The organism is Citrobacter freundii complex sp. 2025EL-00176, assembly GCF_053309355.1.
Genome location: NZ_JBRYHT010000008.1, coordinates 1 through 20,982, shown reverse-complemented (window position 1 = coordinate 20,982; position 20,982 = coordinate 1). Strand labels below are relative to the sequence as shown.

Annotated in this window: 36 protein-coding genes; 30 read left to right on the top strand and 6 right to left on the bottom strand. The window is 50.5% G+C overall.

What is annotated here, in order from left to right; all coding sequences use genetic code 11:
* Positions 1-17: 17 nt before the first annotated feature.
* From rpsC to arfA, 24 genes are all read left to right on the top strand, one after another.
* Positions 18-719 (top strand): 30S ribosomal protein S3, encoded by a 702-nt coding sequence (gene rpsC, locus ACVXHP_RS15815; protein WP_000529945.1) that lies wholly within the window; start codon positions 18-20, stop codon positions 717-719.
* 12 nt (positions 720-731) lie between these two features.
* Positions 732-1,142 carry a 50S ribosomal protein L16 gene (gene rplP / locus ACVXHP_RS15810; protein WP_000941208.1) on the top strand — a complete coding sequence of 137 codons (411 nt, stop codon included), beginning with the start codon at positions 732-734 and terminating at the stop codon, positions 1,140-1,142.
* Positions 1,142-1,333 (top strand): 50S ribosomal protein L29, encoded by a 192-nt coding sequence (gene rpmC / locus ACVXHP_RS15805; RefSeq protein WP_000644742.1) that lies wholly within the window; start codon positions 1,142-1,144, stop codon positions 1,331-1,333. Before rplP ends, rpmC begins: the two co-directional genes overlap by 1 nt.
* The gene (gene rpsQ / locus ACVXHP_RS15800; RefSeq protein ID WP_003031120.1) at positions 1,333-1,587 is read left to right on the top strand and encodes a 30S ribosomal protein S17; all 255 of its coding nucleotides are present in this window, start codon (positions 1,333-1,335) and stop codon (positions 1,585-1,587) included. Before rpmC ends, rpsQ begins: the two co-directional genes overlap by 1 nt.
* 163 nt (positions 1,588-1,750) lie before the next feature.
* Positions 1,751-2,122 (top strand): 50S ribosomal protein L14, encoded by a 372-nt coding sequence (gene rplN, locus ACVXHP_RS15795; protein ID WP_000613954.1) that lies wholly within the window; start codon positions 1,751-1,753, stop codon positions 2,120-2,122.
* Positions 2,123-2,132: 10 nt separating this feature from the next.
* Complete coding sequence (gene rplX, locus ACVXHP_RS15790) at positions 2,133-2,447, top strand: 50S ribosomal protein L24 (RefSeq protein ID WP_003031122.1); 315 nt, start codon at positions 2,133-2,135, stop codon at positions 2,445-2,447.
* A 14-nt stretch (positions 2,448-2,461) separates the two neighbouring features.
* On the top strand, positions 2,462-3,001 hold the full coding sequence (gene rplE / locus ACVXHP_RS15785; RefSeq protein WP_003031123.1) for a 50S ribosomal protein L5: 540 nt from the start codon (positions 2,462-2,464) through the stop codon (positions 2,999-3,001).
* Between the two features lie 14 nt (positions 3,002-3,015).
* Positions 3,016-3,321: a 30S ribosomal protein S14 gene (gene rpsN / locus ACVXHP_RS15780; protein ID WP_003031125.1), complete on the top strand. Its 306-nt coding sequence runs from the start codon at positions 3,016-3,018 to the stop codon at positions 3,319-3,321.
* A 30-nt stretch (positions 3,322-3,351) separates the two neighbouring features.
* Complete coding sequence (gene rpsH, locus ACVXHP_RS15775) at positions 3,352-3,744, top strand: 30S ribosomal protein S8 (RefSeq protein WP_003031127.1); 393 nt, start codon at positions 3,352-3,354, stop codon at positions 3,742-3,744.
* A gap of 12 nt (positions 3,745-3,756) precedes the next feature.
* Positions 3,757-4,290, top strand: a complete 534-nt coding sequence (gene rplF / locus ACVXHP_RS15770) for a 50S ribosomal protein L6 (protein ID WP_006687355.1) — start codon at positions 3,757-3,759, stop codon at positions 4,288-4,290.
* Positions 4,291-4,299: 9 nt separating this feature from the next.
* Positions 4,300-4,653 carry a 50S ribosomal protein L18 gene (rplR, locus tag ACVXHP_RS15765; protein ID WP_000358956.1) on the top strand — a complete coding sequence of 118 codons (354 nt, stop codon included), beginning with the start codon at positions 4,300-4,302 and terminating at the stop codon, positions 4,651-4,653.
* Positions 4,654-4,667: 14 nt separating this feature from the next.
* Positions 4,668-5,171 (top strand): 30S ribosomal protein S5, encoded by a 504-nt coding sequence (gene rpsE / locus ACVXHP_RS15760; RefSeq protein WP_003031131.1) that lies wholly within the window; start codon positions 4,668-4,670, stop codon positions 5,169-5,171.
* 3 nt (positions 5,172-5,174) lie between these two features.
* Positions 5,175-5,354 (top strand): 50S ribosomal protein L30, encoded by a 180-nt coding sequence (rpmD, locus tag ACVXHP_RS15755; RefSeq protein ID WP_001140434.1) that lies wholly within the window; start codon positions 5,175-5,177, stop codon positions 5,352-5,354.
* 3 nt (positions 5,355-5,357) lie between these two features.
* Positions 5,358-5,792, top strand: a complete 435-nt coding sequence (rplO, locus tag ACVXHP_RS15750; RefSeq protein WP_003031132.1) for a 50S ribosomal protein L15 — start codon at positions 5,358-5,360, stop codon at positions 5,790-5,792.
* A 7-nt stretch (positions 5,793-5,799) separates the two neighbouring features.
* Complete coding sequence (secY, locus tag ACVXHP_RS15745; RefSeq protein ID WP_001118864.1) at positions 5,800-7,131, top strand: preprotein translocase subunit SecY; 1,332 nt, start codon at positions 5,800-5,802, stop codon at positions 7,129-7,131.
* A 30-nt stretch (positions 7,132-7,161) separates the two neighbouring features.
* Positions 7,162-7,278: a 50S ribosomal protein L36 gene (rpmJ, locus tag ACVXHP_RS15740; RefSeq protein WP_000868187.1), complete on the top strand. Its 117-nt coding sequence runs from the start codon at positions 7,162-7,164 to the stop codon at positions 7,276-7,278.
* Positions 7,279-7,424: 146 nt separating this feature from the next.
* Entirely contained in the window at positions 7,425-7,781 is a 357-nt protein-coding gene (rpsM, locus tag ACVXHP_RS15735) for a 30S ribosomal protein S13 (RefSeq protein ID WP_003031135.1), read from the top strand.
* A gap of 16 nt (positions 7,782-7,797) precedes the next feature.
* Positions 7,798-8,187, top strand: coding sequence for a 30S ribosomal protein S11 (rpsK, locus tag ACVXHP_RS15730; protein ID WP_003031137.1), 390 nt, complete (start codon positions 7,798-7,800; stop codon positions 8,185-8,187).
* Between the two features lie 33 nt (positions 8,188-8,220).
* The gene (gene rpsD / locus ACVXHP_RS15725) at positions 8,221-8,841 is read left to right on the top strand and encodes a 30S ribosomal protein S4 (RefSeq protein ID WP_003031138.1); all 621 of its coding nucleotides are present in this window, start codon (positions 8,221-8,223) and stop codon (positions 8,839-8,841) included.
* 25 nt (positions 8,842-8,866) lie between these two features.
* Positions 8,867-9,856 carry a DNA-directed RNA polymerase subunit alpha gene (locus ACVXHP_RS15720; RefSeq protein ID WP_003031139.1) on the top strand — a complete coding sequence of 330 codons (990 nt, stop codon included), beginning with the start codon at positions 8,867-8,869 and terminating at the stop codon, positions 9,854-9,856.
* A 40-nt stretch (positions 9,857-9,896) separates the two neighbouring features.
* The gene (rplQ, locus tag ACVXHP_RS15715; RefSeq protein WP_001216370.1) at positions 9,897-10,280 is read left to right on the top strand and encodes a 50S ribosomal protein L17; all 384 of its coding nucleotides are present in this window, start codon (positions 9,897-9,899) and stop codon (positions 10,278-10,280) included.
* Between the two features lie 107 nt (positions 10,281-10,387).
* A complete protein-coding gene (locus tag ACVXHP_RS15710) occupies positions 10,388-10,756 on the top strand; it encodes a DnaJ family domain-containing protein (protein WP_038634662.1) in 369 nt (122 codons plus the stop codon).
* Positions 10,757-10,766: 10 nt separating this feature from the next.
* Positions 10,767-11,192, top strand: a complete 426-nt coding sequence (zntR, locus tag ACVXHP_RS15705; RefSeq protein WP_042312097.1) for a Zn(2+)-responsive transcriptional regulator — start codon at positions 10,767-10,769, stop codon at positions 11,190-11,192.
* A 60-nt stretch (positions 11,193-11,252) separates the two neighbouring features.
* Positions 11,253-11,471 (top strand): alternative ribosome-rescue factor ArfA, encoded by a 219-nt coding sequence (gene arfA / locus ACVXHP_RS15700; RefSeq protein WP_200009553.1) that lies wholly within the window; start codon positions 11,253-11,255, stop codon positions 11,469-11,471.
* On the opposite strand, the gene mscL is transcribed toward arfA, so the two are convergent.
* The 5 genes from mscL to def all read right to left on the bottom strand — a co-directional run bounded on the left by mscL (position 11,468) and on the right by def (position 16,233).
* A complete protein-coding gene (mscL, locus tag ACVXHP_RS15695) occupies positions 11,468-11,881 on the bottom strand; it encodes a large-conductance mechanosensitive channel protein MscL (protein ID WP_003031152.1) in 414 nt (137 codons plus the stop codon). The genes arfA and mscL overlap by 4 nt on opposite strands.
* A gap of 141 nt (positions 11,882-12,022) precedes the next feature.
* Entirely contained in the window at positions 12,023-13,399 is a 1,377-nt protein-coding gene (gene trkA / locus ACVXHP_RS15690; protein ID WP_447571795.1) for a Trk system potassium transporter TrkA, read from the bottom strand.
* Positions 13,400-13,420: 21 nt separating this feature from the next.
* Positions 13,421-14,710 (bottom strand): 16S rRNA (cytosine(967)-C(5))-methyltransferase RsmB, encoded by a 1,290-nt coding sequence (gene rsmB, locus ACVXHP_RS15685; RefSeq protein WP_316130706.1) that lies wholly within the window; start codon positions 14,708-14,710, stop codon positions 13,421-13,423.
* Between the two features lie 51 nt (positions 14,711-14,761).
* Positions 14,762-15,709 (bottom strand): methionyl-tRNA formyltransferase, encoded by a 948-nt coding sequence (gene fmt, locus ACVXHP_RS15680; RefSeq protein ID WP_042312102.1) that lies wholly within the window; start codon positions 15,707-15,709, stop codon positions 14,762-14,764.
* A gap of 14 nt (positions 15,710-15,723) precedes the next feature.
* Positions 15,724-16,233, bottom strand: a complete 510-nt coding sequence (gene def, locus ACVXHP_RS15675) for a peptide deformylase (RefSeq protein ID WP_038634641.1) — start codon at positions 16,231-16,233, stop codon at positions 15,724-15,726.
* 129 nt (positions 16,234-16,362) lie between these two features.
* Between def and dprA the strand changes: the two genes are divergently transcribed.
* From dprA to ACVXHP_RS15645, 6 genes are read left to right on the top strand one after another with little or no spacing between them, the layout of a single operon-like run.
* On the top strand, positions 16,363-17,487 hold the full coding sequence (gene dprA, locus ACVXHP_RS15670; RefSeq protein WP_447571794.1) for a DNA-protecting protein DprA: 1,125 nt from the start codon (positions 16,363-16,365) through the stop codon (positions 17,485-17,487).
* The gene (smg, locus tag ACVXHP_RS15665) at positions 17,459-17,932 is read left to right on the top strand and encodes a DUF494 family protein Smg (RefSeq protein ID WP_038634635.1); all 474 of its coding nucleotides are present in this window, start codon (positions 17,459-17,461) and stop codon (positions 17,930-17,932) included. Before dprA ends, smg begins: the two co-directional genes overlap by 29 nt.
* A 26-nt stretch (positions 17,933-17,958) precedes the next feature.
* A complete protein-coding gene (locus tag ACVXHP_RS15660; RefSeq protein WP_079940097.1) occupies positions 17,959-18,501 on the top strand; it encodes a DNA topoisomerase family protein in 543 nt (180 codons plus the stop codon).
* 4 nt (positions 18,502-18,505) lie between these two features.
* A complete protein-coding gene (gene tsaC / locus ACVXHP_RS15655; protein WP_200009548.1) occupies positions 18,506-19,078 on the top strand; it encodes an L-threonylcarbamoyladenylate synthase type 1 TsaC in 573 nt (190 codons plus the stop codon).
* A 1-nt stretch (position 19,079) separates the two neighbouring features.
* Positions 19,080-19,901, top strand: a complete 822-nt coding sequence (gene aroE, locus ACVXHP_RS15650; protein ID WP_447571793.1) for a shikimate dehydrogenase — start codon at positions 19,080-19,082, stop codon at positions 19,899-19,901.
* Positions 19,898-20,155 carry a DUF1488 family protein gene (locus ACVXHP_RS15645; RefSeq protein WP_042312114.1) on the top strand — a complete coding sequence of 86 codons (258 nt, stop codon included), beginning with the start codon at positions 19,898-19,900 and terminating at the stop codon, positions 20,153-20,155. The genes aroE and ACVXHP_RS15645 overlap by 4 nt, the downstream gene beginning before the upstream one ends.
* Here ACVXHP_RS15645 and ACVXHP_RS15640 read toward each other — a convergent pair.
* On the bottom strand, positions 20,131-20,685 hold the full coding sequence (locus tag ACVXHP_RS15640) for a gamma carbonic anhydrase family protein (protein WP_447571792.1): 555 nt from the start codon (positions 20,683-20,685) through the stop codon (positions 20,131-20,133). The genes ACVXHP_RS15645 and ACVXHP_RS15640 overlap by 25 nt on opposite strands.
* Positions 20,686-20,982: the final 297 nt, after the last annotated feature.

The following is a 20,982-nucleotide window of genomic DNA, read 5'->3' as shown; positions in this document are numbered from 1 at the left end:
GACTCTGGAGACTAGCAATGGGTCAGAAAGTACATCCTAATGGTATTCGCCTGGGTATTGTAAAACCATGGAACTCAACCTGGTTTGCGAACACCAAAGAATTCGCTGACAACCTGGACAGCGATTTTAAAGTACGTCAGTACCTGACTAAGGAACTGGCTAAAGCGTCTGTATCTCGTATCGTTATCGAGCGTCCGGCTAAGAGCATCCGTGTGACCATTCACACTGCTCGCCCGGGTATCGTTATCGGTAAGAAAGGCGAAGACGTAGAAAAACTGCGCAAAGTCGTAGCTGATATTGCTGGCGTTCCTGCCCAGATCAATATCGCCGAAGTGCGTAAGCCTGAACTGGACGCAAAATTGGTTGCTGACAGCATCACTTCTCAGCTGGAACGTCGCGTTATGTTCCGTCGTGCTATGAAGCGTGCTGTACAGAACGCAATGCGTCTGGGCGCTAAAGGTATTAAAGTTGAAGTTAGCGGCCGTCTGGGCGGCGCGGAAATCGCACGTACCGAATGGTACCGCGAAGGTCGCGTACCGCTGCACACTCTGCGTGCTGACATCGACTACAACACCTCTGAAGCGCACACCACTTACGGTGTAATCGGCGTTAAAGTGTGGATCTTCAAAGGCGAGATCCTGGGTGGTATGGCTGCTGTTGAACAACCGGAAAAACCGGCTGCGCAACCTAAAAAGCAGCAGCGTAAAGGCCGTAAATAAGGAGCGTCGCTGATGTTACAACCAAAGCGTACAAAATTCCGTAAAATGCACAAAGGCCGTAACCGCGGTCTGGCTGCTGGCGCGGATGTTAGCTTCGGCAGCTTCGGTCTGAAAGCTGTTGGCCGTGGTCGTCTGACTGCCCGTCAGATCGAAGCAGCACGTCGTGCTATGACCCGTGCAGTTAAGCGTCAAGGTAAGATCTGGATCCGTGTATTCCCGGACAAACCGATCACTGAAAAGCCGCTGGCAGTGCGTATGGGTAAAGGTAAAGGTAACGTGGAGTATTGGGTTGCCTTGATTCAGCCGGGTAAAGTCCTGTATGAAATGGACGGCGTACCGGAAGAGCTGGCCCGTGAAGCATTCAAGCTGGCAGCAGCGAAACTGCCGATTAAAACCACCTTTGTAACTAAGACGGTGATGTAATGAAAGCAAAAGAGCTGCGTGAGAAGAGTGTTGAAGAGCTGAACACCGAGCTGCTGAATCTGCTGCGTGAGCAGTTCAACCTGCGTATGCAGGCTGCAAGTGGCCAGCTGCAACAGTCTCACCTGTTGAAGCAAGTGCGTCGTGATGTCGCACGCGTTAAGACTTTACTGACTGAGAAGGCGGGTGCGTAATGACCGATAAAATCCGTACTCTGCAAGGTCGCGTTGTTAGCGATAAAATGGAGAAATCCATCGTTGTTGCTATCGAACGTTTTGTGAAACACCCGATCTACGGTAAATTCATTAAGCGTACGACCAAACTGCACGTACATGACGAGAACAACGAATGCGGTACTGGTGACGTGGTTGAAATCCGCGAATGCCGTCCGCTGTCCAAGACTAAGTCCTGGACGCTGGTTCGCGTTGTAGAGAAAGCCGTTCTGTAATACAGTAGGCATTCTCAACGAATAAACGGCTCAGCGATGAGCCGTTTATTTTTTCTACCCATATCGTTTGAGCGGTGTTATAATGCCGCGCCCCCGATATGGGGCTTTTTTAACGACCTGATTTTCGGGTCTCAGTAGTAGTTGACATTAGCGGAGCACTAAAATGATCCAAGAACAGACTATGCTGAACGTCGCCGACAACTCCGGTGCACGTCGCGTAATGTGTATCAAGGTTCTGGGTGGCTCGCACCGTCGCTACGCAGGCGTCGGCGATATCATCAAGATCACCATCAAGGAAGCAATTCCGCGTGGTAAGGTCAAAAAAGGTGATGTGCTGAAGGCGGTAGTGGTGCGCACCAAGAAGGGTGTTCGTCGCCCGGACGGTTCTGTCATTCGCTTCGATGGTAATGCATGCGTTATTTTAAACAATAACAGCGAGCAACCTATCGGTACGCGTATTTTTGGGCCGGTAACTCGTGAACTTCGTAACGAGAAGTTCATGAAAATTATCTCTCTGGCACCAGAAGTACTCTAAGGAGCGAATCATGGCAGCGAAGATCCGTCGTGATGACGAAGTTATCGTGTTAACCGGTAAAGATAAAGGTAAACGCGGTAAAGTTAAGAATGTCCTGTCTTCCGGCAAGGTCATTGTTGAAGGTATCAACCTGGTTAAGAAACATCAGAAGCCGGTTCCGGCCCTGAACCAACCAGGCGGCATTGTAGAGAAAGAAGCAGCTATTCAGATCTCTAACCTTGCTATCTTCAACGCGGCAACCGGCAAGGCTGACCGTGTAGGCTTTAGATTCGAAGACGGCAAAAAAGTCCGTTTCTTCAAATCTAACAGCGAAACTATCAAGTAATTTGGAGTAGTACGATGGCGAAACTGCATGATTACTACAAAGACGAAGTAGTCGCTAAACTCATGACTGAGTTTAACTACAATTCTGTCATGCAAGTCCCTCGGGTCGAGAAGATCACCCTGAACATGGGTGTTGGTGAAGCGATCGCTGACAAGAAACTGCTGGATAACGCAGCAGCTGACCTGACAGCAATCTCCGGTCAAAAACCGCTGATCACCAAAGCACGCAAATCAGTTGCAGGCTTCAAAATCCGTCAGGGCTATCCGATCGGCTGTAAAGTAACTCTGCGTGGCGAACGCATGTGGGAGTTCTTTGAGCGTCTGATCACTATTGCTGTTCCACGTATCCGTGACTTCCGTGGCCTGTCCGCTAAGTCATTCGATGGTCGTGGTAACTACAGCATGGGTGTCCGTGAGCAGATCATCTTCCCAGAAATCGACTACGATAAAGTCGACCGCGTGCGTGGTTTGGATATTACCATTACCACTACTGCGAAATCTGACGAAGAAGGCCGTGCTCTGCTGGCTGCCTTTGACTTCCCGTTCCGCAAGTAAGGTAGGGTTACTGAATGGCTAAGCAATCAATGAAAGCACGCGAAGTAAAGCGCGTAGCTTTAGCTGATAAGTACTTCGCAAAACGCGCTGAACTGAAAGCTATTATCTCTGATGTGAACGCGACCGACGAAGATCGTTGGAACGCAGTTCTGAAGCTGCAGTCTCTGCCGCGTGATTCCAGCCCGTCCCGTCAGCGTAACCGCTGCCGTCAAACAGGTCGTCCGCATGGCTATGTGGGCAAGTTCGGGTTGAGCCGTATCAAACTGCGTGAAGCCGCTATGCGCGGTGAAGTACCAGGCTTGAAAAAGGCTAGCTGGTAATTACCAATTGAATCACGGGAGTAAAGACAGATGAGCATGCAAGATCCGATCGCGGATATGCTGACCCGTATCCGTAACGGTCAGGCCGCGAATAAAGCTGCGGTCACCATGCCTTCCTCCAAGCTGAAAGTGGCAATTGCCAACGTGCTGAAGGAAGAAGGTTTTATTGAAGATTTTAAAGTTGAAGGCGACACCAAGCCGGAACTGGAACTTACTCTTAAGTATTTCCAGGGTAAAGCTGTTGTAGAAAGCATTCAGCGTGTCAGTCGCCCAGGTCTGCGCATTTATAAGCGTAAAGACGAGCTGCCGAAGGTTATGGCTGGCATGGGTATCGCAGTTGTTTCTACCTCTAAAGGTGTTATGACTGATCGTGCAGCGCGCCAGGCTGGTCTTGGTGGCGAAATTATCTGCTACGTAGCCTAATCGGAGGAAAAAATGTCTCGTGTTGCTAAAGCACCGGTCGTTATTCCTGCCGGCGTTGATGTAAAAATCAACGGTCAGGTTATTACGATCAAAGGTAAAAACGGCGAGCTGACTCGTACTCTCAACGATGCTGTTGCAGTAAATCATGCAGATAATGCACTGACCTTCGGTCCGCGTGATGGTTACGCAGATGGATGGGCTCAGGCTGGTACCGCGCGTGCCCTGCTGAATGCAATGGTTGTCGGTGTTACCGAAGGCTTCACTAAGAAGCTGCAGCTGGTTGGTGTAGGTTATCGTGCAGCGGTCAAAGGGAATGTAGTAAACCTGGCTTTAGGTTTCTCTCATCCAGTTGATCATCAGCTGCCGGCAGGTATCACTGCAGAATGTCCGACTCAGACTGAAATCGTGCTGAAAGGCGCTGATAAACAGCTGATCGGTCAGGTTGCGGCAGATCTGCGCGCCTACCGTCGTCCTGAGCCTTACAAAGGCAAGGGTGTTCGTTACGCCGACGAAGTCGTGCGTACCAAAGAGGCTAAGAAGAAGTAAGGTAACACTATGGATAAGAAATCTGCTCGTATCCGTCGTGCGACCCGCGCACGCCGCAAGCTCAAAGAGCTGGGCGCAACTCGCCTGGTGGTACATCGTACCCCGCGTCATATTTACGCACAGGTAATTGCACCGAACGGTTCTGAAGTTCTGGTAGCTGCTTCTACTGTAGAAAAAGCTATCGCTGAACAACTGAAGTACACCGGTAACAAAGACGCTGCAGCAGCTGTGGGTAAAGCTGTCGCCGAACGCGCTCTGGAAAAAGGCATCAAAGATGTGTCCTTTGACCGTTCCGGGTTCCAATATCATGGTCGTGTCCAGGCACTGGCAGATGCTGCCCGTGAAGCTGGCCTTCAGTTCTAAGGTAGAGGTGTAAGATGGCTCACATCGAAAAACAAGCTGGCGAACTGCAGGAAAAGCTGATCGCGGTAAACCGCGTATCTAAAACCGTTAAAGGTGGTCGTATTTTCTCCTTCACAGCTCTGACTGTAGTTGGCGATGGTAACGGTCGCGTTGGTTTTGGTTACGGTAAAGCGCGTGAAGTTCCAGCAGCGATCCAGAAAGCGATGGAAAAAGCCCGTCGCAATATGATTAACGTCGCGCTGAACCACGGCACCCTGCAGCACCCGGTTAAGGGTACTCACACGGGTTCTCGTGTATTCATGCAGCCGGCTTCCGAAGGTACCGGTATCATCGCCGGTGGTGCAATGCGCGCCGTTCTGGAAGTCGCTGGAGTTCGTAACGTTCTGGCTAAAGCGTATGGTTCCACCAACCCGATTAACGTGGTTCGTGCAACTATCGACGGTCTGGAAAATATGAAATCTCCGGAAATGGTCGCTGCCAAGCGTGGTAAATCCGTTGAAGAAATTCTGGGGAAATAAACCATGGCAAAGACTATTAAAATTACTCAAACCCGCAGTGCAATCGGTCGTCTGCCGAAACACAAGGCAACGCTGCTTGGCCTGGGTCTGCGTCGTATTGGTCACACCGTAGAGCGCGAGGATACTCCTGCTGTTCGTGGTATGGTCAACGCGGTTTCCTTCATGGTTAAAGTTGAGGAGTAAGAGATGCGTTTAAATACTCTGTCTCCGGCCGAAGGCTCTAAAAAAGCGGCTCGCCGCCTGGGTCGTGGTATCGGTTCTGGCCTCGGTAAAACCGGTGGTCGTGGTCACAAAGGTCAGAAGTCTCGTTCTGGCGGTGGCGTACGTCGCGGTTTCGAGGGTGGCCAGATGCCTCTGTACCGTCGTCTGCCGAAATTCGGCTTCACTTCACGTAAAGCAGCGATTACAGCCGAAGTTCGTCTGTCTGACCTGGCTAAAGTTGAAGGCGGTGTTGTAGACCTGAACACGCTGAAAGCAGCTAACATTATCGGTATCCAGATCGAGTTCGCGAAAGTGATCCTGGCTGGTGAAGTCACTACTCCGGTAACTGTTCGTGGCCTGCGTGTTACTAAAGGCGCTCGTGCTGCTATCGAAGCTGCTGGCGGTAAAATCGAGGAATAAGTAGCAGATGGCTAAACAACCGGGATTAGATTTTCAAAGTGCCAAAGGTGGCTTAGGCGAGCTGAAACGCAGACTGCTGTTTGTAATCGGTGCGCTTATTGTGTTCCGTATTGGCTCTTTCATTCCGATCCCTGGTATTGATGCCGCTGTACTTGCCAAACTGCTTGAGCAACAGCGAGGCACCATCATTGAAATGTTTAACATGTTCTCTGGTGGTGCTCTCAGCCGTGCTTCTATCTTTGCTCTGGGGATCATGCCGTATATCTCGGCGTCGATCATTATCCAGCTGCTGACGGTGGTTCACCCAACGCTGGCAGAAATTAAGAAAGAAGGGGAGTCTGGTCGTCGTAAGATCAGCCAGTACACCCGCTACGGTACTCTGGTGCTGGCAATATTCCAGTCGATCGGTATTGCTACCGGTCTGCCGAATATGCCTGGTATGCAGGGCCTGGTAATGAATCCAGGCTTTGCATTCTATTTCACCGCTGTTGTAAGTCTGGTTACAGGGACTATGTTCCTGATGTGGTTGGGCGAACAGATTACTGAACGTGGTATCGGCAACGGTATCTCAATCATTATCTTCGCCGGTATTGTTGCGGGACTCCCGCCAGCCATTGCCCATACTATCGAGCAAGCGCGTCAAGGCGACCTGCACTTCCTCGTGTTGCTGTTGGTTGCAGTATTAGTATTTGCAGTGACGTTCTTTGTTGTATTTGTTGAGCGTGGTCAACGCCGTATTGTGGTAAACTACGCGAAACGTCAGCAAGGTCGTCGTGTCTATGCTGCACAGAGCACACATTTACCGCTGAAAGTGAATATGGCGGGGGTAATCCCGGCAATCTTCGCTTCCAGTATTATTCTGTTCCCGGCGACCATCGCGTCATGGTTCGGGGGCGGGACTGGTTGGAACTGGCTGACAACAATTTCGCTGTATTTGCAGCCTGGGCAACCGCTTTATGTGTTACTCTATGCGTCTGCAATCATATTCTTCTGTTTCTTCTACACGGCGTTGGTTTTCAACCCGCGTGAAACAGCAGATAACCTGAAGAAGTCCGGTGCATTTGTACCAGGAATTCGTCCGGGAGAGCAAACGGCGAAGTATATCGATAAAGTAATGACCCGCCTGACTTTAGTTGGCGCGCTCTACATTACCTTTATCTGCCTGATCCCGGAGTTCATGCGTGATGCAATGAAAGTACCGTTCTACTTCGGTGGGACCTCACTGCTTATCGTTGTTGTCGTGATTATGGACTTTATGGCTCAAGTGCAAACTCTGATGATGTCAAGTCAGTACGAGTCTGCATTGAAGAAGGCGAATCTGAAAGGCTACGGCCGTTAACAGTCGCCCGAGAAGTTACGGAGAGTAAAAATGAAAGTTCGTGCTTCCGTCAAGAAATTATGCCGTAACTGCAAAATCGTTAAGCGTGATGGTGTCATCCGTGTGATTTGCAGTGCCGAGCCGAAGCATAAACAGCGCCAAGGCTGATTTATTCGCATATTTTTCTTGCAAAGTTGGGTTGAGCTGGCTAGATTAGCCAGCCAATCTTTTGTATGTCTGTGCGTTTCCATTTGAGTATCCTGAAAACGGGCTTTTCAGCATGGTGCGTACATATTAAATAGTAGGAGTGCATAGTGGCCCGTATAGCAGGCATTAACATTCCTGATCAGAAACATGCTGTGATCGCATTAACTTCGATCTACGGCGTCGGCAAGACCCGTTCTAAAGCCATTCTGGCTGCAGCGGGTATCGCTGAAGATGTTAAGATCAGTGAGCTGTCTGAAGAACAAATCGACACGCTGCGTGACGAAGTTGCCAAATTTGTCGTTGAAGGTGATCTGCGCCGTGAAGTTAGCATGAGCATCAAGCGCCTTATGGACCTTGGTTGCTATCGCGGTTTGCGTCATCGTCGTGGTCTCCCGGTTCGCGGTCAGCGTACCAAGACCAACGCACGTACCCGTAAGGGTCCGCGCAAACCGATCAAGAAATAATCGGGGTGATTGAATAATGGCAAAGGCACCAATTCGTGCACGTAAACGTGTAAGAAAACAAGTCTCTGACGGCGTGGCTCATATCCATGCTTCTTTTAACAACACCATCGTTACCATTACTGATCGTCAGGGTAACGCACTGGGTTGGGCAACAGCCGGTGGTTCCGGTTTCCGTGGTTCTCGCAAATCCACTCCGTTTGCAGCTCAGGTTGCAGCAGAGCGTTGCGCTGAAGCCGTAAAAGAATACGGTATCAAGAATCTGGAAGTTATGGTCAAAGGACCGGGTCCAGGTCGCGAATCTACTGTTCGTGCTCTGAACGCCGCTGGTTTCCGCATCACTAATATTACTGATGTGACTCCGATCCCTCATAACGGTTGTCGTCCGCCGAAAAAACGTCGCGTATAACGCTGTCGTTTCTAGGATTGTTGGAGAAAGAAAATGGCAAGATATTTGGGTCCTAAGCTCAAGCTGAGCCGTCGTGAGGGCACTGACTTATTCCTTAAGTCTGGCGTTCGCGCGATCGATACCAAGTGTAAAATTGAACAAGCTCCTGGCCAGCACGGTGCGCGTAAACCGCGTCTGTCTGACTATGGTGTGCAGTTGCGTGAAAAGCAAAAAGTTCGCCGTATCTATGGTGTGCTGGAGCGTCAGTTCCGTAACTACTACAAAGAAGCAGCACGTCTGAAAGGCAACACCGGTGAAAACCTGTTGGGTCTGCTGGAAGGTCGTCTGGACAACGTTGTATACCGTATGGGCTTCGGTGCCACTCGTGCAGAAGCACGTCAGCTGGTCAGCCATAAAGCAATTATGGTAAACGGTCGTGTTGTTAACATCGCTTCTTATCAGGTTAGTCCGAATGACGTTGTTAGCATTCGTGAGAAAGCGAAGAAGCAGTCTCGCGTGAAAGCCGCTCTGGAGCTGGCTGAGCAGCGTGAAAAGCCAACCTGGCTGGAAGTTGATGCTGGCAAGATGGAAGGTACGTTCAAGCGTAAGCCGGAGCGTTCTGATCTGTCTGCGGACATTAACGAACACCTGATCGTCGAGCTTTACTCCAAGTAAAGCTTAGTACCAAAGAGAGGACACAATGCAGGGTTCTGTGACAGAGTTTCTAAAACCGCGCCTGGTAGATATCGAGCAAGTGAGTTCGACGCACGCCAAGGTGACCCTTGAGCCTTTAGAGCGTGGCTTTGGCCATACTTTGGGTAACGCACTGCGCCGTATTCTGCTCTCATCGATGCCGGGTTGCGCGGTGACCGAGGTTGAGATTGATGGTGTACTACATGAGTACAGCACCAAAGAAGGCGTTCAGGAAGATATCCTGGAAATCCTGCTCAACCTGAAAGGGCTGGCGGTGAGAGTTCAGGGTAAAGATGACGTTATTCTTACCTTGAATAAATCTGGCATTGGCCCTGTGACTGCAGCCGACATTACCCATGATGGTGATGTCGAAATCGTCAAGCCACAGCACGTGATCTGCCACCTGACCGATGAGAACGCATCTATTAGTATGCGCATCAAAGTTCAGCGCGGTCGTGGTTATGTGCCGGCTTCTACCCGAATTCATTCGGAAGAAGATGAGCGCCCAATCGGCCGTCTGCTGGTCGACGCATGCTACAGCCCTGTAGAGCGTATTGCCTACAATGTTGAAGCAGCGCGTGTAGAACAGCGTACCGACCTGGACAAGCTGGTCATCGAAATGGAAACCAACGGCACAATCGATCCTGAAGAGGCGATTCGTCGTGCGGCAACCATTCTGGCTGAACAACTGGAAGCTTTTGTTGACTTACGTGATGTACGTCAGCCGGAAGTTAAAGAAGAGAAACCAGAATTCGATCCGATCCTGCTGCGCCCTGTTGACGATCTGGAATTGACTGTCCGCTCTGCTAACTGCCTCAAAGCAGAAGCTATCCACTATATCGGTGATCTGGTACAGCGTACTGAGGTTGAGCTTCTTAAGACGCCTAACCTTGGTAAAAAATCTCTTACTGAGATTAAAGACGTGCTGGCTTCCCGTGGACTGTCTCTGGGCATGCGCCTGGAAAACTGGCCACCGGCAAGCATCGCTGACGAGTAACCGGATCACAGGTTAAGGTTTTACTGAGAAGGATAAGGTCATGCGCCATCGTAAGAGTGGTCGTCAACTGAACCGCAACAGCAGCCATCGCCAGGCTATGTTCCGCAATATGGCAGGTTCACTGGTTCGTCATGAAATCATCAAGACGACTCTGCCGAAAGCGAAAGAGCTGCGTCGCGTAGTTGAGCCGCTGATTACTCTTGCCAAGACTGATAGCGTAGCTAATCGTCGTCTGGCATTCGCCCGTACTCGTGATAACGAGATCGTGGCAAAACTGTTTAACGAACTGGGCCCGCGTTTCGCGAGCCGCGCCGGTGGTTACACTCGCATTCTGAAGTGTGGTTTCCGTGCAGGCGACAACGCGCCGATGGCATACATCGAGCTGGTTGATCGTTCAGAGAAAACAGAAGCTGCTGCAGAGTAATCTGTAGTAACGTAAAAAAACCCGCCTCGGCGGGTTTTTTTATATCCGCCCTATCCCCACTTATCTACAATATCTGTACTCTTTTTGTTCATCCCCTGGAGCGTTATATGTGGTTACTGGACCAGTGGGCGGAGCGCCATATTATTGCTGCACAGTCTAAAGGCGAGTTTGATGATTTACCTGGTACAGGCGAACCGCTTACCCTTGACGATGATTCCCATATTCCGCCTGAACTTCGGGCCGGATATCGTTTATTAAAAAATGCAGGTTGCCTTCCACCTGAGCTTGAGCAGCGCAGAGAGGCAATCCAGCTGCTTGAAATACTCGCGGGGATCCGCAAAGATGATCCCAGTTATCAGGAAGTCAGTCGTCGGTTGTCGCTACTGGAGCTAAAACTTCGACAAGCTGGACTTAGCACCGAGTTTTTACACGGCGAATACGCAGATAAGCTGCTACAGAAGATCAACGACAAATAGCGGAGAGAGCATGTACCGAATTGGTGAATTAGCGAAGCTGGCTGACGTGACGCCGGATACTATCCGTTACTATGAAAAGCAGCAGATGATGGAGCATGAAGTACGTACAGAAGGCGGGTTTCGTCTCTACACGGAAAGCGATCTTCAGCGTCTTAAATTTATTCGTTATGCCCGTCAGCTTGGTTTTACACTGGAGTCGATTCGCGAGCTGCTTTCGATCCGCATAGATCCAGAGCACCATACTTGCCAGGAATCAAAAGGGATTGTTCAGGAAAGATTACAAGAGGTCGAAGCGCGCATAGCGGAGCTTCAGGCGATGCAACGATCGTTACAGCGATTAAATGATGCATGCTGTGGTAAAGCACATAGCAGTGTGTACTGTTCTATTCTTGAAGCACTTGAACAAGGCGCCAGTGGGACAATATCAGACCGTTGATTTTTTGCACGGTCAGGTCTACACTCCCGGCGTAAATTACCCCCACAAACTGGAGAGAGTATGAGCCGTTATCAGCATACCAAAGGACAGATAAAGGACAACGCCATTGAGGCGCTTCTGCATGATCCACTGTTCAGACAGCGCGTTGAGAAAAATAAGAAAGGGAAGGGAAGTTATCTACGTAAAGGTAAACATGGCAATCGGGGAAACTGGGAGGCCAGTGGCAAGAAAGTGAAGCACTTTTTTACCACTGGCCTTTTTGTTTCAATGAACGCTTAAGAGCGGTTGTTCTGTTCTTTCAGCAGGTCACGAATTTCACTTAGTAATACTTCTTCTTTAGATGGTGCAGGGGGCGCCGCTGGCTCTTCAGCTTTTTTACGATTCAATTTATTGATCAGTTTGATTGCCATAAAGATAGCAAACGCAACAATAATGAAATCGAAGACATTCTGAATGAATACGCCGTAATGCATGACTACCGCCGGGATGTCTCCCTGCGCATCACGTAACGTTAAAGCAAACTGTTTAAAATCAATCCCACCAATTAACAACCCCAGTGGCGGCATGATGATATCGGCAACCAGTGATGAAACGATCTTACCAAATGCCGCACCAATAATGACACCCACCGCCAAATCGACAACATTCCCGCGCATCGCGAATTCGCGAAACTCTTTAATAATGCTCATTTTATTCTCCCTATGCAGCTGACGTTTATAAGTTTAACAAATGTTTAGGCAATTTCCATTTATGTATTGCGGAAAGGAAAAATTATTAGGCCCTGATAAATAAAGGGAAATAAAAAGGGCGCCATATTAGCGCCCAAATTATTACAGGAAGAAGGGGCTTGGCTGGAATAAGCGCTCGACGTCGGTAATAAACTTTTTATCTGTCAGGAACATAATAACGTGATCGCCCTGTTCAATACGCAGGTTGTCATTGGCAATCATCACATCATTACCCCGTACAACAGCGCCAATAATGGTGCCAGGCGGAAGTTTAATTTCATCAATCGAGCGACCTACCACCCGAGATGTTGTCTCATCACCGTGTGCAACGGCTTCAATGGCTTCCGCTACGCCGCGGCGTAGTGATGAAACACCAACAATATCAGCTTTACGCACATGGCTCAGGAGTGCGGAGATGGTCGCCTGCTGCGGTGAAATCGCAATATCGATCACGCTGCCCTGTACCAGATCGACGTACGCTCTGCGTTGGATCAGCACCATCACTTTTTTGGCGCCCATTCGTTTAGCCAGCATCGCCGACATGATGTTAGCTTCATCGTCGTTGGTCACCGCGATGAACAGATCAACCTGATCGATATGTTCTTCCGCCAGCAGCTCTTGATCCGAAGCATCGCCAAAAAAGACGATTGTATTTTGCAGTTTCTCTGCAAGCTCCGATGCGCGCTGCTGATTACGCTCGATCAGTTTGACGCTGTAATCTTTTTCCAGACGCCGCGCCAGCCCCGCGCCGATATTACCGCCACCGACTAACATAATGCGTTTGTAGGGCTTTTCCAGACGCTGTAGCTCGCTCATGACGGCGCGAATGTGCTGTGATGCCGCGATAAAGAAAACTTCATCACCCGCTTCAACGATGGTAGAGCCCTGCGGGCGAATTGGCCTGTCATGACGGAATATCGCCGCAACGCGGGTATCGATATGCGGCATGTGATCGCGCATTGTGGACAACGCATTACCGATTAGCGGTCCGCCGTAATACGCTTTCACGACAGCCAGACTGACTTTTCCCTCGGCAAAATTCACAACCTGCAATGCGCCCGGATATTCAATCAGGCGATAAATGCTATCGATGACCAGTTGCTCAGGCGCAATCAGATGATCGATAGGGACAGCCTCGGATTGGAATAGCTTGTCCGCATCGCGAACGTAATCCGGTGAACGAATACGGGCGATACGGTTAGGCGTATTAAACAGGGAATAAGCTACCTGGCAGGCAACCATATTTGTTTCATCTGAGCTGGTTACGGCAACCAGCATATCGGCATCGTCGGCACCAGCCTCACGCAATACACGGGGATGTGAACCATGTCCTTGCACGACGCGGAGATCGAACTTGTCCTGCAAGCTGCGCAGACGCTCACCATTGGTATCGACTACCGTGATATCGTTGTTCTCTCCGACCAGGTTTTCCGCCAGCGTACCGCCAACTTGTCCTGCGCCAAGAATGATAATTTTCATCAGTCGCGACCCGTTATCTCATCACTTTTTGATTAGCTTAGCGTAAAAGAAGCCATCGCCATCTTCTGCACCCGGTAAATTCTGACGTCCCGGCTGCTCTGGCGTACCGGTTTCGCTTAACACCGCATCCGGTGTGCGTGCAAGGAACGCGGCGATCTGCTGTTGGTTTTCTTCTGGCAGAATAGAACAGGTTGCATAGACTAGCGTGCCGCCAGGCTTAAGGTGTGTCCAGGTCGCGTTGAGGATCTCGGCCTGCAACTGAGCGAGTTCGGCAATGTCACGATCGCGACGCAGCCATTTGATATCCGGATGGCGACGAATCACACCAGTAGCAGAACATGGAGCGTCCAGCAAAATTCGGTCAAATTGTTGATCACCGCACCACTGCTGTGGATAGCGACCATCACCCTGCTTCACGGTTGCTTTCATACCCAGGCGTTTCAGGTTGTCATACACGCGAGACAGGCGTTTATCATCGACATCAACAGCCATCACGTTCGCTTCTGGCGCGACCTCCAGAATGTGGGTAGTCTTGCCGCCGGGAGCGCAGCATAAATCAAGGATCTGCTCTCCGTTTTGTGGCTGTAGATAGCTGACACAGCCCTGGGCAGAGGCATCCTGCACGGTCACCCACCCTTCGTCAAAACCAGGCAGGGCGTGTACAGGAGCCGGCGTTTCCAGACGGACCGCATCCGGGTAATCCGGATGTGGGAAACCGGTTAATCCTGCTTCGGCGAGGAGGTCCAGCCAGGCGTTGCGCGTATGGTGGTTGCGATTAACACGGAGCCACATAGGCGGACGTTGGTTATTAGCCTCAAGGATGGCTTCCCACTGCTGCGGGTAAGCGGCTTTAATGCGTTTTACCAGCCAGGAGGGGTGTAAGAAACGTAGATCGCTTTGTGCGAACTCGGCCAGCAGTTCATCCTGGCGGCGCTGAAACTGGCGCAACACGCCGTTGATAAGTCCTTTCAACTGTGGACGCTTGATCACCACCGCGCCTTCTACGGTTTCTGCCAGCGCAGCATGGGGTGGGATACGGGTGTGCAGCAGTTGGTAGAAGCCCACCATGATCAGGTAGTGAACGGTGCGCTGTTTGCCCGTCATCGGACGTTCCATCAGTTGCTGGATCATCCACTCCAGTTGCGAGAGTGTGCGCAATACGCCGAAGCAAAGCTCTTGCAACAGCGCTTTATCTTTATCGGCAACTTTTTGCTGCATGGCGGGCAGCACATTGCTTAATGATTGCCCCTTTTCGACAACCTGCTCGACGGCCTGGGCCGCCATACTGCGTAAATTAAGATGTTTTTTCATAAGTGCAAAAATAAAAATGCCCGGTCACACCGGGCTTAAAGAGATGAACCGTCAGGCCAGACGGTTTCCGGGCACAAACCACTCCCGGCGCGAATTAAGCAGATCCTGCGCACTCATGGCTTTTTTGCCGGCGGGCTGCAAAGAGACGAGATTCAGGATGCCGTCGCCTGTTGCAACCTGGATACCCTGACGGGTCGCTTCCAGAATTGTGCCTGGTTCAGCGTTAGCGGGCGTATCGATAACCGTCGCCTGCCAAATTTTTACTGGTTGTTCGTCGATGACGATGTAACTCATTGGCCACGGGTTAAAGGCGCGGATGCAGCGCTCCAACTGAGCGGCCGAAAGTGACCAGTCGATACGGGCCTCTTCTTTACTGAGTTTCTCTGCATGCGTAACCAGTGATTCATCTTGTACAACGGGTTTTATCGTGCCAGCAGCCAGCTGTTTTAGCGTTTCAATCAGCCCCTGGGGCCCCAGGTCTGCCAGCTTGTCGTATAACGAACCGCTTGTATCTTCTGCCGTAATTGGGCAGGAGAGCTTAAGCAGCATATCACCGGTGTCGAGACCAACATCCATTTGCATGATGGTAACACCCGTTTCGCTATCGCCAGCCCACAGTGAACGTTGAATCGGTGCTGCGCCACGCCAGCGTGGGAGCAGGGAACCGTGAACGTTGATACAACCCAGGCGCGGCATTTCCAACACGGCTTTTGGCAGAATCAGTCCATATGCCACTACCACCATCACGTCTGCGTGTAAATCAGCAACCAACTGTTGGTTTTCCTGAGGGCGAAGAGAGACGGGCTGGAAAACCGGTATCCCTTTTTCTTCTGCCAACACTTTTACCGGGCTGGGCATCAGCTTTTTACCGCGTCCCGCGGGGCGGTCCGGTTGGGTAAACACGCCAACGACGTTATGTCCAGAAGACAACAGCGCGTCAAGGTGACGCGCTGCAAAGTCAGGTGTACCCGCAAAAATAATACGTAGTGAGTCTGACACGTTGATTCTTGTCCTTAAGCTCGGGCGTTCAGGCGGTCGAGTTTTTCAACTTTCTGACGAATACGTTGTTGCTTCAACGGAGACAGATAATCGATAAACAGTTTACCGACCAGGTGATCCATTTCATGTTGAATGCAGATAGCGAGCAGGCCATCGGCTTCCAGTTCAAAAGATTTACCGTCGCGATTGAGCGCACGAATTTTTACTTTCTCAGCGCGTGGTACTAACGCACGCTGTTCGGGGATAGACAGGCAACCTTCTTCAATGCCGGTTTCGCCATCTTTCTCCAGCAGCTCCGGGTTGATTAAAACCAACTGCTCATCGCGATTTTCAGAGACATCAATGACAATGATGCGCTGATGGATGTCGACCTGTGTTGCGGCCAGACCGATACCCTCTTCCGCGTACATCGTTTCGAACATATCATCAACGATACGCTGAATTTCTGCATTCACTTCTTCAACCGGTTTTGCGACTTTGCGAAGGCGCTCGTCCGGAATATGTAACACTTGCAAAACTGACATAGTTATCCAGAGTTGTGTTCAGGAGTTGAAAAGATTATTACCTCTATTCTAGACAAAACCCCCTCTGATTGACAGCATCAGTGACCAATCGCAAAGATTGCCAGGACTGCTTGTGGCAGGGGAACAGGGATGACCCAACTTGAAATTTGGCTACGTTTAGCGCAAGTGAATGAACTGTATGGTGATGAGATGGTGCGCCTTGCCCACTGGCTCAATGCCCAACCATATATTAACAACACGATACTCCAGCATGCAGGATTATCTTCCCGCCAGGCCATGCGCTTTTTAACCTTTTCAGAACAGTTGCTGGAAAAAACGCTGTGCTGGTTGAAGCAGCCGAATCACCATTTAGTGGTTGCCGACAGCGAGCATTATCCGCCCCAGTTGCGCGCGATTGAAGATTATCCTGGGCTACTTTTCGTTGCCGGTATTCCCGCATGCCTGCATTCATTTCAGGTGGCCGTCGTCGGCAGTCGTCAGCATTCATGGTATGGCGAACGTTGGGGGCGATTATTTTGCGAAAAGCTTGCCGCGTTTGGGGTGACGATAACCAGTGGGCTGGCCCGGGGAATTGATGGCGTAGCGCATAATGCGGCGATAAACCGACAAGGTACGAGTATTGCGGTGCTGGGAAATGGGCTTGAAACCATTCATCCACGGCAGCATGTCCGTCTTGCTGAACGTCTGATTGAGTCCGGAGGCGCATTGGTGTCTGAGTTCCCATTAGATACGCTCCCGTTGCCGCGCAATTTTCCCCGACGAAATCGTATTATCAGTGGTCTAAGTAAAGGTGTCCTGGTCGTTGAAGCCGCGCAGCGTAGCGGTTCATTGGTCACGGCACGCTGTGCGCTGGAACAAGGGCGGGAGGTTTTTGCTTTACCTGGACCGATTGGGAGTCCGGGAAGTGAAGGTCCACATTGGCTTATTCAGCAGGGAGCCACCCTTGTGACCGCACCAGAGGAAATTCTGGAAAATTTGCAATATGGGCTGCAATGGTTGCCAGATGAACCTGAAAAATCAATTTATTCGCCAGATCACGAAGAGGTGGCATTGCCATTTCCTGAGCTCCTGGCTAACGTAGGAGATGAGGTAACACCTGTTGACGTCGTCGCTGAACGTGCCGGCCAACCTGTGCCAGAGGTAGTGGCTCAACTACTCGAACTGGAGTTAGCAGGATGGATCGCAGCTGTACCCGGCGGCTATGTCCGATTGAGGAGGGCATGCCATGTTCGACGTACTAATGTATTTGTTTGAGACATATATCCATAACGAAGCTGAGCTGCGTGTGGATCAGGACAAACTGGAACGGGATCTTACCGACGCTGGTTTTGATCGTGAAGACATCTACAACGCGTTACTGTGGCTGGAAAAGCTTGCTGATTATCAGGATGGCCTTGCCGAACCTATGCAGCTAGCGTCTGACCCTCTTTCTCTGCGTATTTATACTGCAGAAGAATGTGAACGGCTGGATGCGAGCTGTCGCGGATTCTTGCTATTCCTGGAACAGATTCAGGTGCTAAACCTCGAAACGCGAGAAATGGTCATTGAGCGCGTACTCGCGTTGGATACGGCAGAGTTTGATCTGGAAGACCTGAAGTGGGTGATCCTGATGGTGCTATTCAACATTCCGGGTTGTGAAAATGCCTATCAACAAATGGAAGAATTACTCTTTGAAGTGAATGAAGGTATGCTGCATTAATCAATCTTCATTCAGTATGAGTTGTTATGGCTAAATCAGCACTGTTTACGGTGCGTAAAAACGAGCCCTGCCCACAATGCGGGGCCGAACTGGTTATTCGCTCCGGGAAACACGGTCCGTTTCTCGGTTGTTCACACTATCCAGAATGCGATTATATCCGTCCGCTGAAATCATCGGCGGACGGGCATATTGTCAAAGTTCTGGAGGGTAAGTTTTGCCCTGCATGTGGCGCAGAGTTGGTGTTGCGACAGGGGCGATTCGGGATGTTTATCGGATGCAGTGACTATCCAGCATGCGATCACACCGAGCTTATCGACAAGCCTGATGAAACAGCAATCGTCTGTCCTCAATGCCAGACCGGTCACCTGGTCCAGCGGCGTTCCCGTTATGGCAAAACTTTTTACTCCTGCGATCGCTATCCGGAGTGCCAGTTTGTCATTAACTTCAAACCGTTAGCCGGAGAGTGTCCAGAGTGCCATTATCCGCTACTCATCGAAAAGAAAACCGCGCAGGGTGTGAAGCATTTCTGTGCCAGTAAACAATGTGGAAAGCCGATTTCGGCGGAATAAAAAAGTGAATAATAACCTGCCCACAGGCCCTATCGCTGCTGCAATAGAGGTACTGAACCAAGAGAAAGTCATCGCCTATCCAACAGAAGCTGTATTTGGTGTCGGCTGCGATCCCGACAGCGAAACGGCAGTTAGCCGTTTGTTGGAACTAAAACAACGTCCGGTCGAGAAAGGCTTAATTTTGATTGCGGCCAACTTTGAGCAACTTAAGTCCTATATTGACGATAGCTCGCTTACTGATGCTCAACGTGAGGCTATCTTCGCTCGCTGGCCGGGGCCCGTCACCTTCGTTTTCCCGGCGCTTGCGACTACACCTCGTTGGTTGACTGGTCGTTTTGATTCGCTGGCCGTGCGTGTCACCGATCATCCGCTGGTGGTTGCACTGTGCCAGGCTTATGGCAAACCTATCGTCTCCACCAGTGCTAATTTGAGTGGCTTACCGCCTTGCCGAACGGTAGAGGAAGTCCGCGCACAGTTCGGTACAGACTTTCCCGTTGTTGAAGGAGAGACCGGAGGGCGTTTGAATCCTTCGGAGATCCGTGATGCACTGACGGGTGAACAGTTTCGACAGGGGTAATATGAAAGAAGCCTATGCTGTTTTTGGTAATCCGATAGCGCACAGTAAATCACCTTTTATTCATCAGCAATTTGCAGAGCAGTTGAAGATTGATTACGCCTATGGACGTGTACTGGCGCCGATCAATGACTTTGTGAATTCGCTGAACGCCTTTTTTGCTGAGGGGGGTAAGGGGGCAAATGTCACCGTTCCTTTTAAAGAAGAGGCGTTTGCGCGTGCCGATGAATTAACAGATCGGGCATCGCTAGCTGGTGCAGTCAACACCCTTAAACGGCTGGAGGATGGTCGTTTGCTGGGAGATAACACGGATGGTATCGGTTTATTAAGCGATCTTGAGCGTTTATCTTTCATTCGTCCCGGCTCGCGAATTCTGCTGATTGGTGCGGGCGGTGCATCCCGTGGGGTATTGCTACCTCTTCTTTCTATGGATTGTGCGGTGACCATTGTTAATCGTACGGCCTCCCGCGCTGAAGAACTGGCACAGCTCTTCTCTCATACCGGTAGCGTGCAGGCGGTGGGAATGGACGAACTTGATAATCACAGCTTTGATCTGATTATTAACGCGACGTCCAGCGGTATTAACGGTGAGGTCCCGTCTATTCCGGCATCTCTTATCCATCCCTCCGTCTACTGCTACGACATGTTTTATCAGAAAGGGAATACGCCGTTCCTTTCCTGGTGTGAAAAGCATGGAGCGAAACAGTATGCCGATGGTCTGGGGATGCTGGTGGGACAAGCTGCACATGCCGTTTTACTCTGGCATGGCGTTTTACCCCAGATTGAGCCGGTCATTAAAAGCATGCAACAGGAATTGTCGGCATGAATCAGGCGATCCAGTTTCCCGATCGAGAAGAATGGCGGACGGATGTGAATGCCATTGTTTTCCCTGCAATGGTTCATGGCATGCAGTTAACATGCGCCATATCGGGAAAGATGTTGGCGTCCCGCTTTGGCGGCGAGACGCCTGAACAGTGGCTGGAAATCTTTCGAGTACATCGCTGGGACCTGGAGGAAGAGGCCGAAGCATTGATCCAGGACCAGCAGGAAGACGCTCAGGGTTGGGTGTGGCTACTCTGACTTAAATACTCATCTTTCCACTTAACATAGTTGTTAGCTGAGTATTGCAAGCCTGCTTTCTCTTCATCGCTCAATGGACGGATCTGCTTAACCGGGCTTCCCAGGTACAGATATCCACTCTCCAGGCGTTTGTTTTGCGGAACCAGGCTTCCCGCCCCAATCATAACGTCGTCTTCAACAACGACACCGTCCAACAGAATTGATCCCATGCCGACTAATACGCGGTTGCCAATGATACAACCGTGCAGCATGACTTTATGACCAACTGTCACATCTTCACCTACGATTAGCGGATTGCCCTGCGGATTAGATGTAGATTTATGTGTGACATGTAGAACGCTGCCGTCCTGAATGTTTGTACGCGCACCGATTTGCACGTAGTTCACGTCGCCACGGATCGCGACCAGTGGCCAAATTCCGACATCATCAGCTAAACGGGCATCACCAATGACGACGCTACTGGTGTCGATCATCACGCGTTCTCCGATCTGTGGGAAAAGATCCTTATAAGGGCGCAGTACATCAGACATGTTTACCTCAGCGAAAATAGAGCGGTAATGAAGACTTTGGTTGGATTATCGAGACTGTGCAAGTGATTTATCTATCAAAAATCAGCCAAATTGCGCAGGAATGTAGCGAAAGGGGTGAAAAACAAGCATTCAGCAAAAAAGATCCAAAAAACACTTGTGCTAAAAAATGGGATCCCTATAATGCGCCTCCATCGACACGGCGGATGTGAATCACTTCACGCAAACAGCCCGGTCGGTTGAAGAGAAAAACCTGAAAATGAGGGTTGACTCTGAAAGAGGAAAGCGTAATATACGCCA

Coding starts and splice junctions, on each gene's coding strand:
- ACVXHP_RS15645 (WP_042312114.1), top strand. CDS start 19,898: ATGAATCAGGCGATCCAGTTTCCCGATCGAGAAGAATGGCGGACGGAT.
- aroE (WP_447571793.1), top strand. CDS start 19,080: ATGAAAGAAGCCTATGCTGTTTTTGGTAATCCGATAGCGCACAGTAAA.
- rpsN (WP_003031125.1), top strand. CDS start 3,016: ATGGCTAAGCAATCAATGAAAGCACGCGAAGTAAAGCGCGTAGCTTTA.
- rpsC (WP_000529945.1), top strand. CDS start 18: ATGGGTCAGAAAGTACATCCTAATGGTATTCGCCTGGGTATTGTAAAA.
- rplX (WP_003031122.1), top strand. CDS start 2,133: ATGGCAGCGAAGATCCGTCGTGATGACGAAGTTATCGTGTTAACCGGT.
- rpsQ (WP_003031120.1), top strand. CDS start 1,333: ATGACCGATAAAATCCGTACTCTGCAAGGTCGCGTTGTTAGCGATAAA.
- rpsD (WP_003031138.1), top strand. CDS start 8,221: ATGGCAAGATATTTGGGTCCTAAGCTCAAGCTGAGCCGTCGTGAGGGC.
- rplF (WP_006687355.1), top strand. CDS start 3,757: ATGTCTCGTGTTGCTAAAGCACCGGTCGTTATTCCTGCCGGCGTTGAT.
- dprA (WP_447571794.1), top strand. CDS start 16,363: ATGACCCAACTTGAAATTTGGCTACGTTTAGCGCAAGTGAATGAACTG.
- rpsH (WP_003031127.1), top strand. CDS start 3,352: ATGAGCATGCAAGATCCGATCGCGGATATGCTGACCCGTATCCGTAAC.
- rplE (WP_003031123.1), top strand. CDS start 2,462: ATGGCGAAACTGCATGATTACTACAAAGACGAAGTAGTCGCTAAACTC.
- ACVXHP_RS15660 (WP_079940097.1), top strand. CDS start 17,959: ATGGCTAAATCAGCACTGTTTACGGTGCGTAAAAACGAGCCCTGCCCA.
- zntR (WP_042312097.1), top strand. CDS start 10,767: ATGTACCGAATTGGTGAATTAGCGAAGCTGGCTGACGTGACGCCGGAT.
- rplO (WP_003031132.1), top strand. CDS start 5,358: ATGCGTTTAAATACTCTGTCTCCGGCCGAAGGCTCTAAAAAAGCGGCT.
- rpsE (WP_003031131.1), top strand. CDS start 4,668: ATGGCTCACATCGAAAAACAAGCTGGCGAACTGCAGGAAAAGCTGATC.
- rplQ (WP_001216370.1), top strand. CDS start 9,897: ATGCGCCATCGTAAGAGTGGTCGTCAACTGAACCGCAACAGCAGCCAT.
- trkA (WP_447571795.1), bottom strand. CDS start 13,399: ATGAAAATTATCATTCTTGGCGCAGGACAAGTTGGCGGTACGCTGGCG.
- rplR (WP_000358956.1), top strand. CDS start 4,300: ATGGATAAGAAATCTGCTCGTATCCGTCGTGCGACCCGCGCACGCCGC.
- rpmC (WP_000644742.1), top strand. CDS start 1,142: ATGAAAGCAAAAGAGCTGCGTGAGAAGAGTGTTGAAGAGCTGAACACC.
- ACVXHP_RS15710 (WP_038634662.1), top strand. CDS start 10,388: ATGTGGTTACTGGACCAGTGGGCGGAGCGCCATATTATTGCTGCACAG.
- rsmB (WP_316130706.1), bottom strand. CDS start 14,710: ATGAAAAAACATCTTAATTTACGCAGTATGGCGGCCCAGGCCGTCGAG.
- secY (WP_001118864.1), top strand. CDS start 5,800: ATGGCTAAACAACCGGGATTAGATTTTCAAAGTGCCAAAGGTGGCTTA.
- rpmD (WP_001140434.1), top strand. CDS start 5,175: ATGGCAAAGACTATTAAAATTACTCAAACCCGCAGTGCAATCGGTCGT.
- rpsK (WP_003031137.1), top strand. CDS start 7,798: ATGGCAAAGGCACCAATTCGTGCACGTAAACGTGTAAGAAAACAAGTC.
- rplP (WP_000941208.1), top strand. CDS start 732: ATGTTACAACCAAAGCGTACAAAATTCCGTAAAATGCACAAAGGCCGT.
- smg (WP_038634635.1), top strand. CDS start 17,459: ATGTTCGACGTACTAATGTATTTGTTTGAGACATATATCCATAACGAA.
- rplN (WP_000613954.1), top strand. CDS start 1,751: ATGATCCAAGAACAGACTATGCTGAACGTCGCCGACAACTCCGGTGCA.
- def (WP_038634641.1), bottom strand. CDS start 16,233: ATGTCAGTTTTGCAAGTGTTACATATTCCGGACGAGCGCCTTCGCAAA.
- ACVXHP_RS15640 (WP_447571792.1), bottom strand. CDS start 20,685: ATGTCTGATGTACTGCGCCCTTATAAGGATCTTTTCCCACAGATCGGA.
- ACVXHP_RS15720 (WP_003031139.1), top strand. CDS start 8,867: ATGCAGGGTTCTGTGACAGAGTTTCTAAAACCGCGCCTGGTAGATATC.
- mscL (WP_003031152.1), bottom strand. CDS start 11,881: ATGAGCATTATTAAAGAGTTTCGCGAATTCGCGATGCGCGGGAATGTT.
- arfA (WP_200009553.1), top strand. CDS start 11,253: ATGAGCCGTTATCAGCATACCAAAGGACAGATAAAGGACAACGCCATT.
- rpmJ (WP_000868187.1), top strand. CDS start 7,162: ATGAAAGTTCGTGCTTCCGTCAAGAAATTATGCCGTAACTGCAAAATC.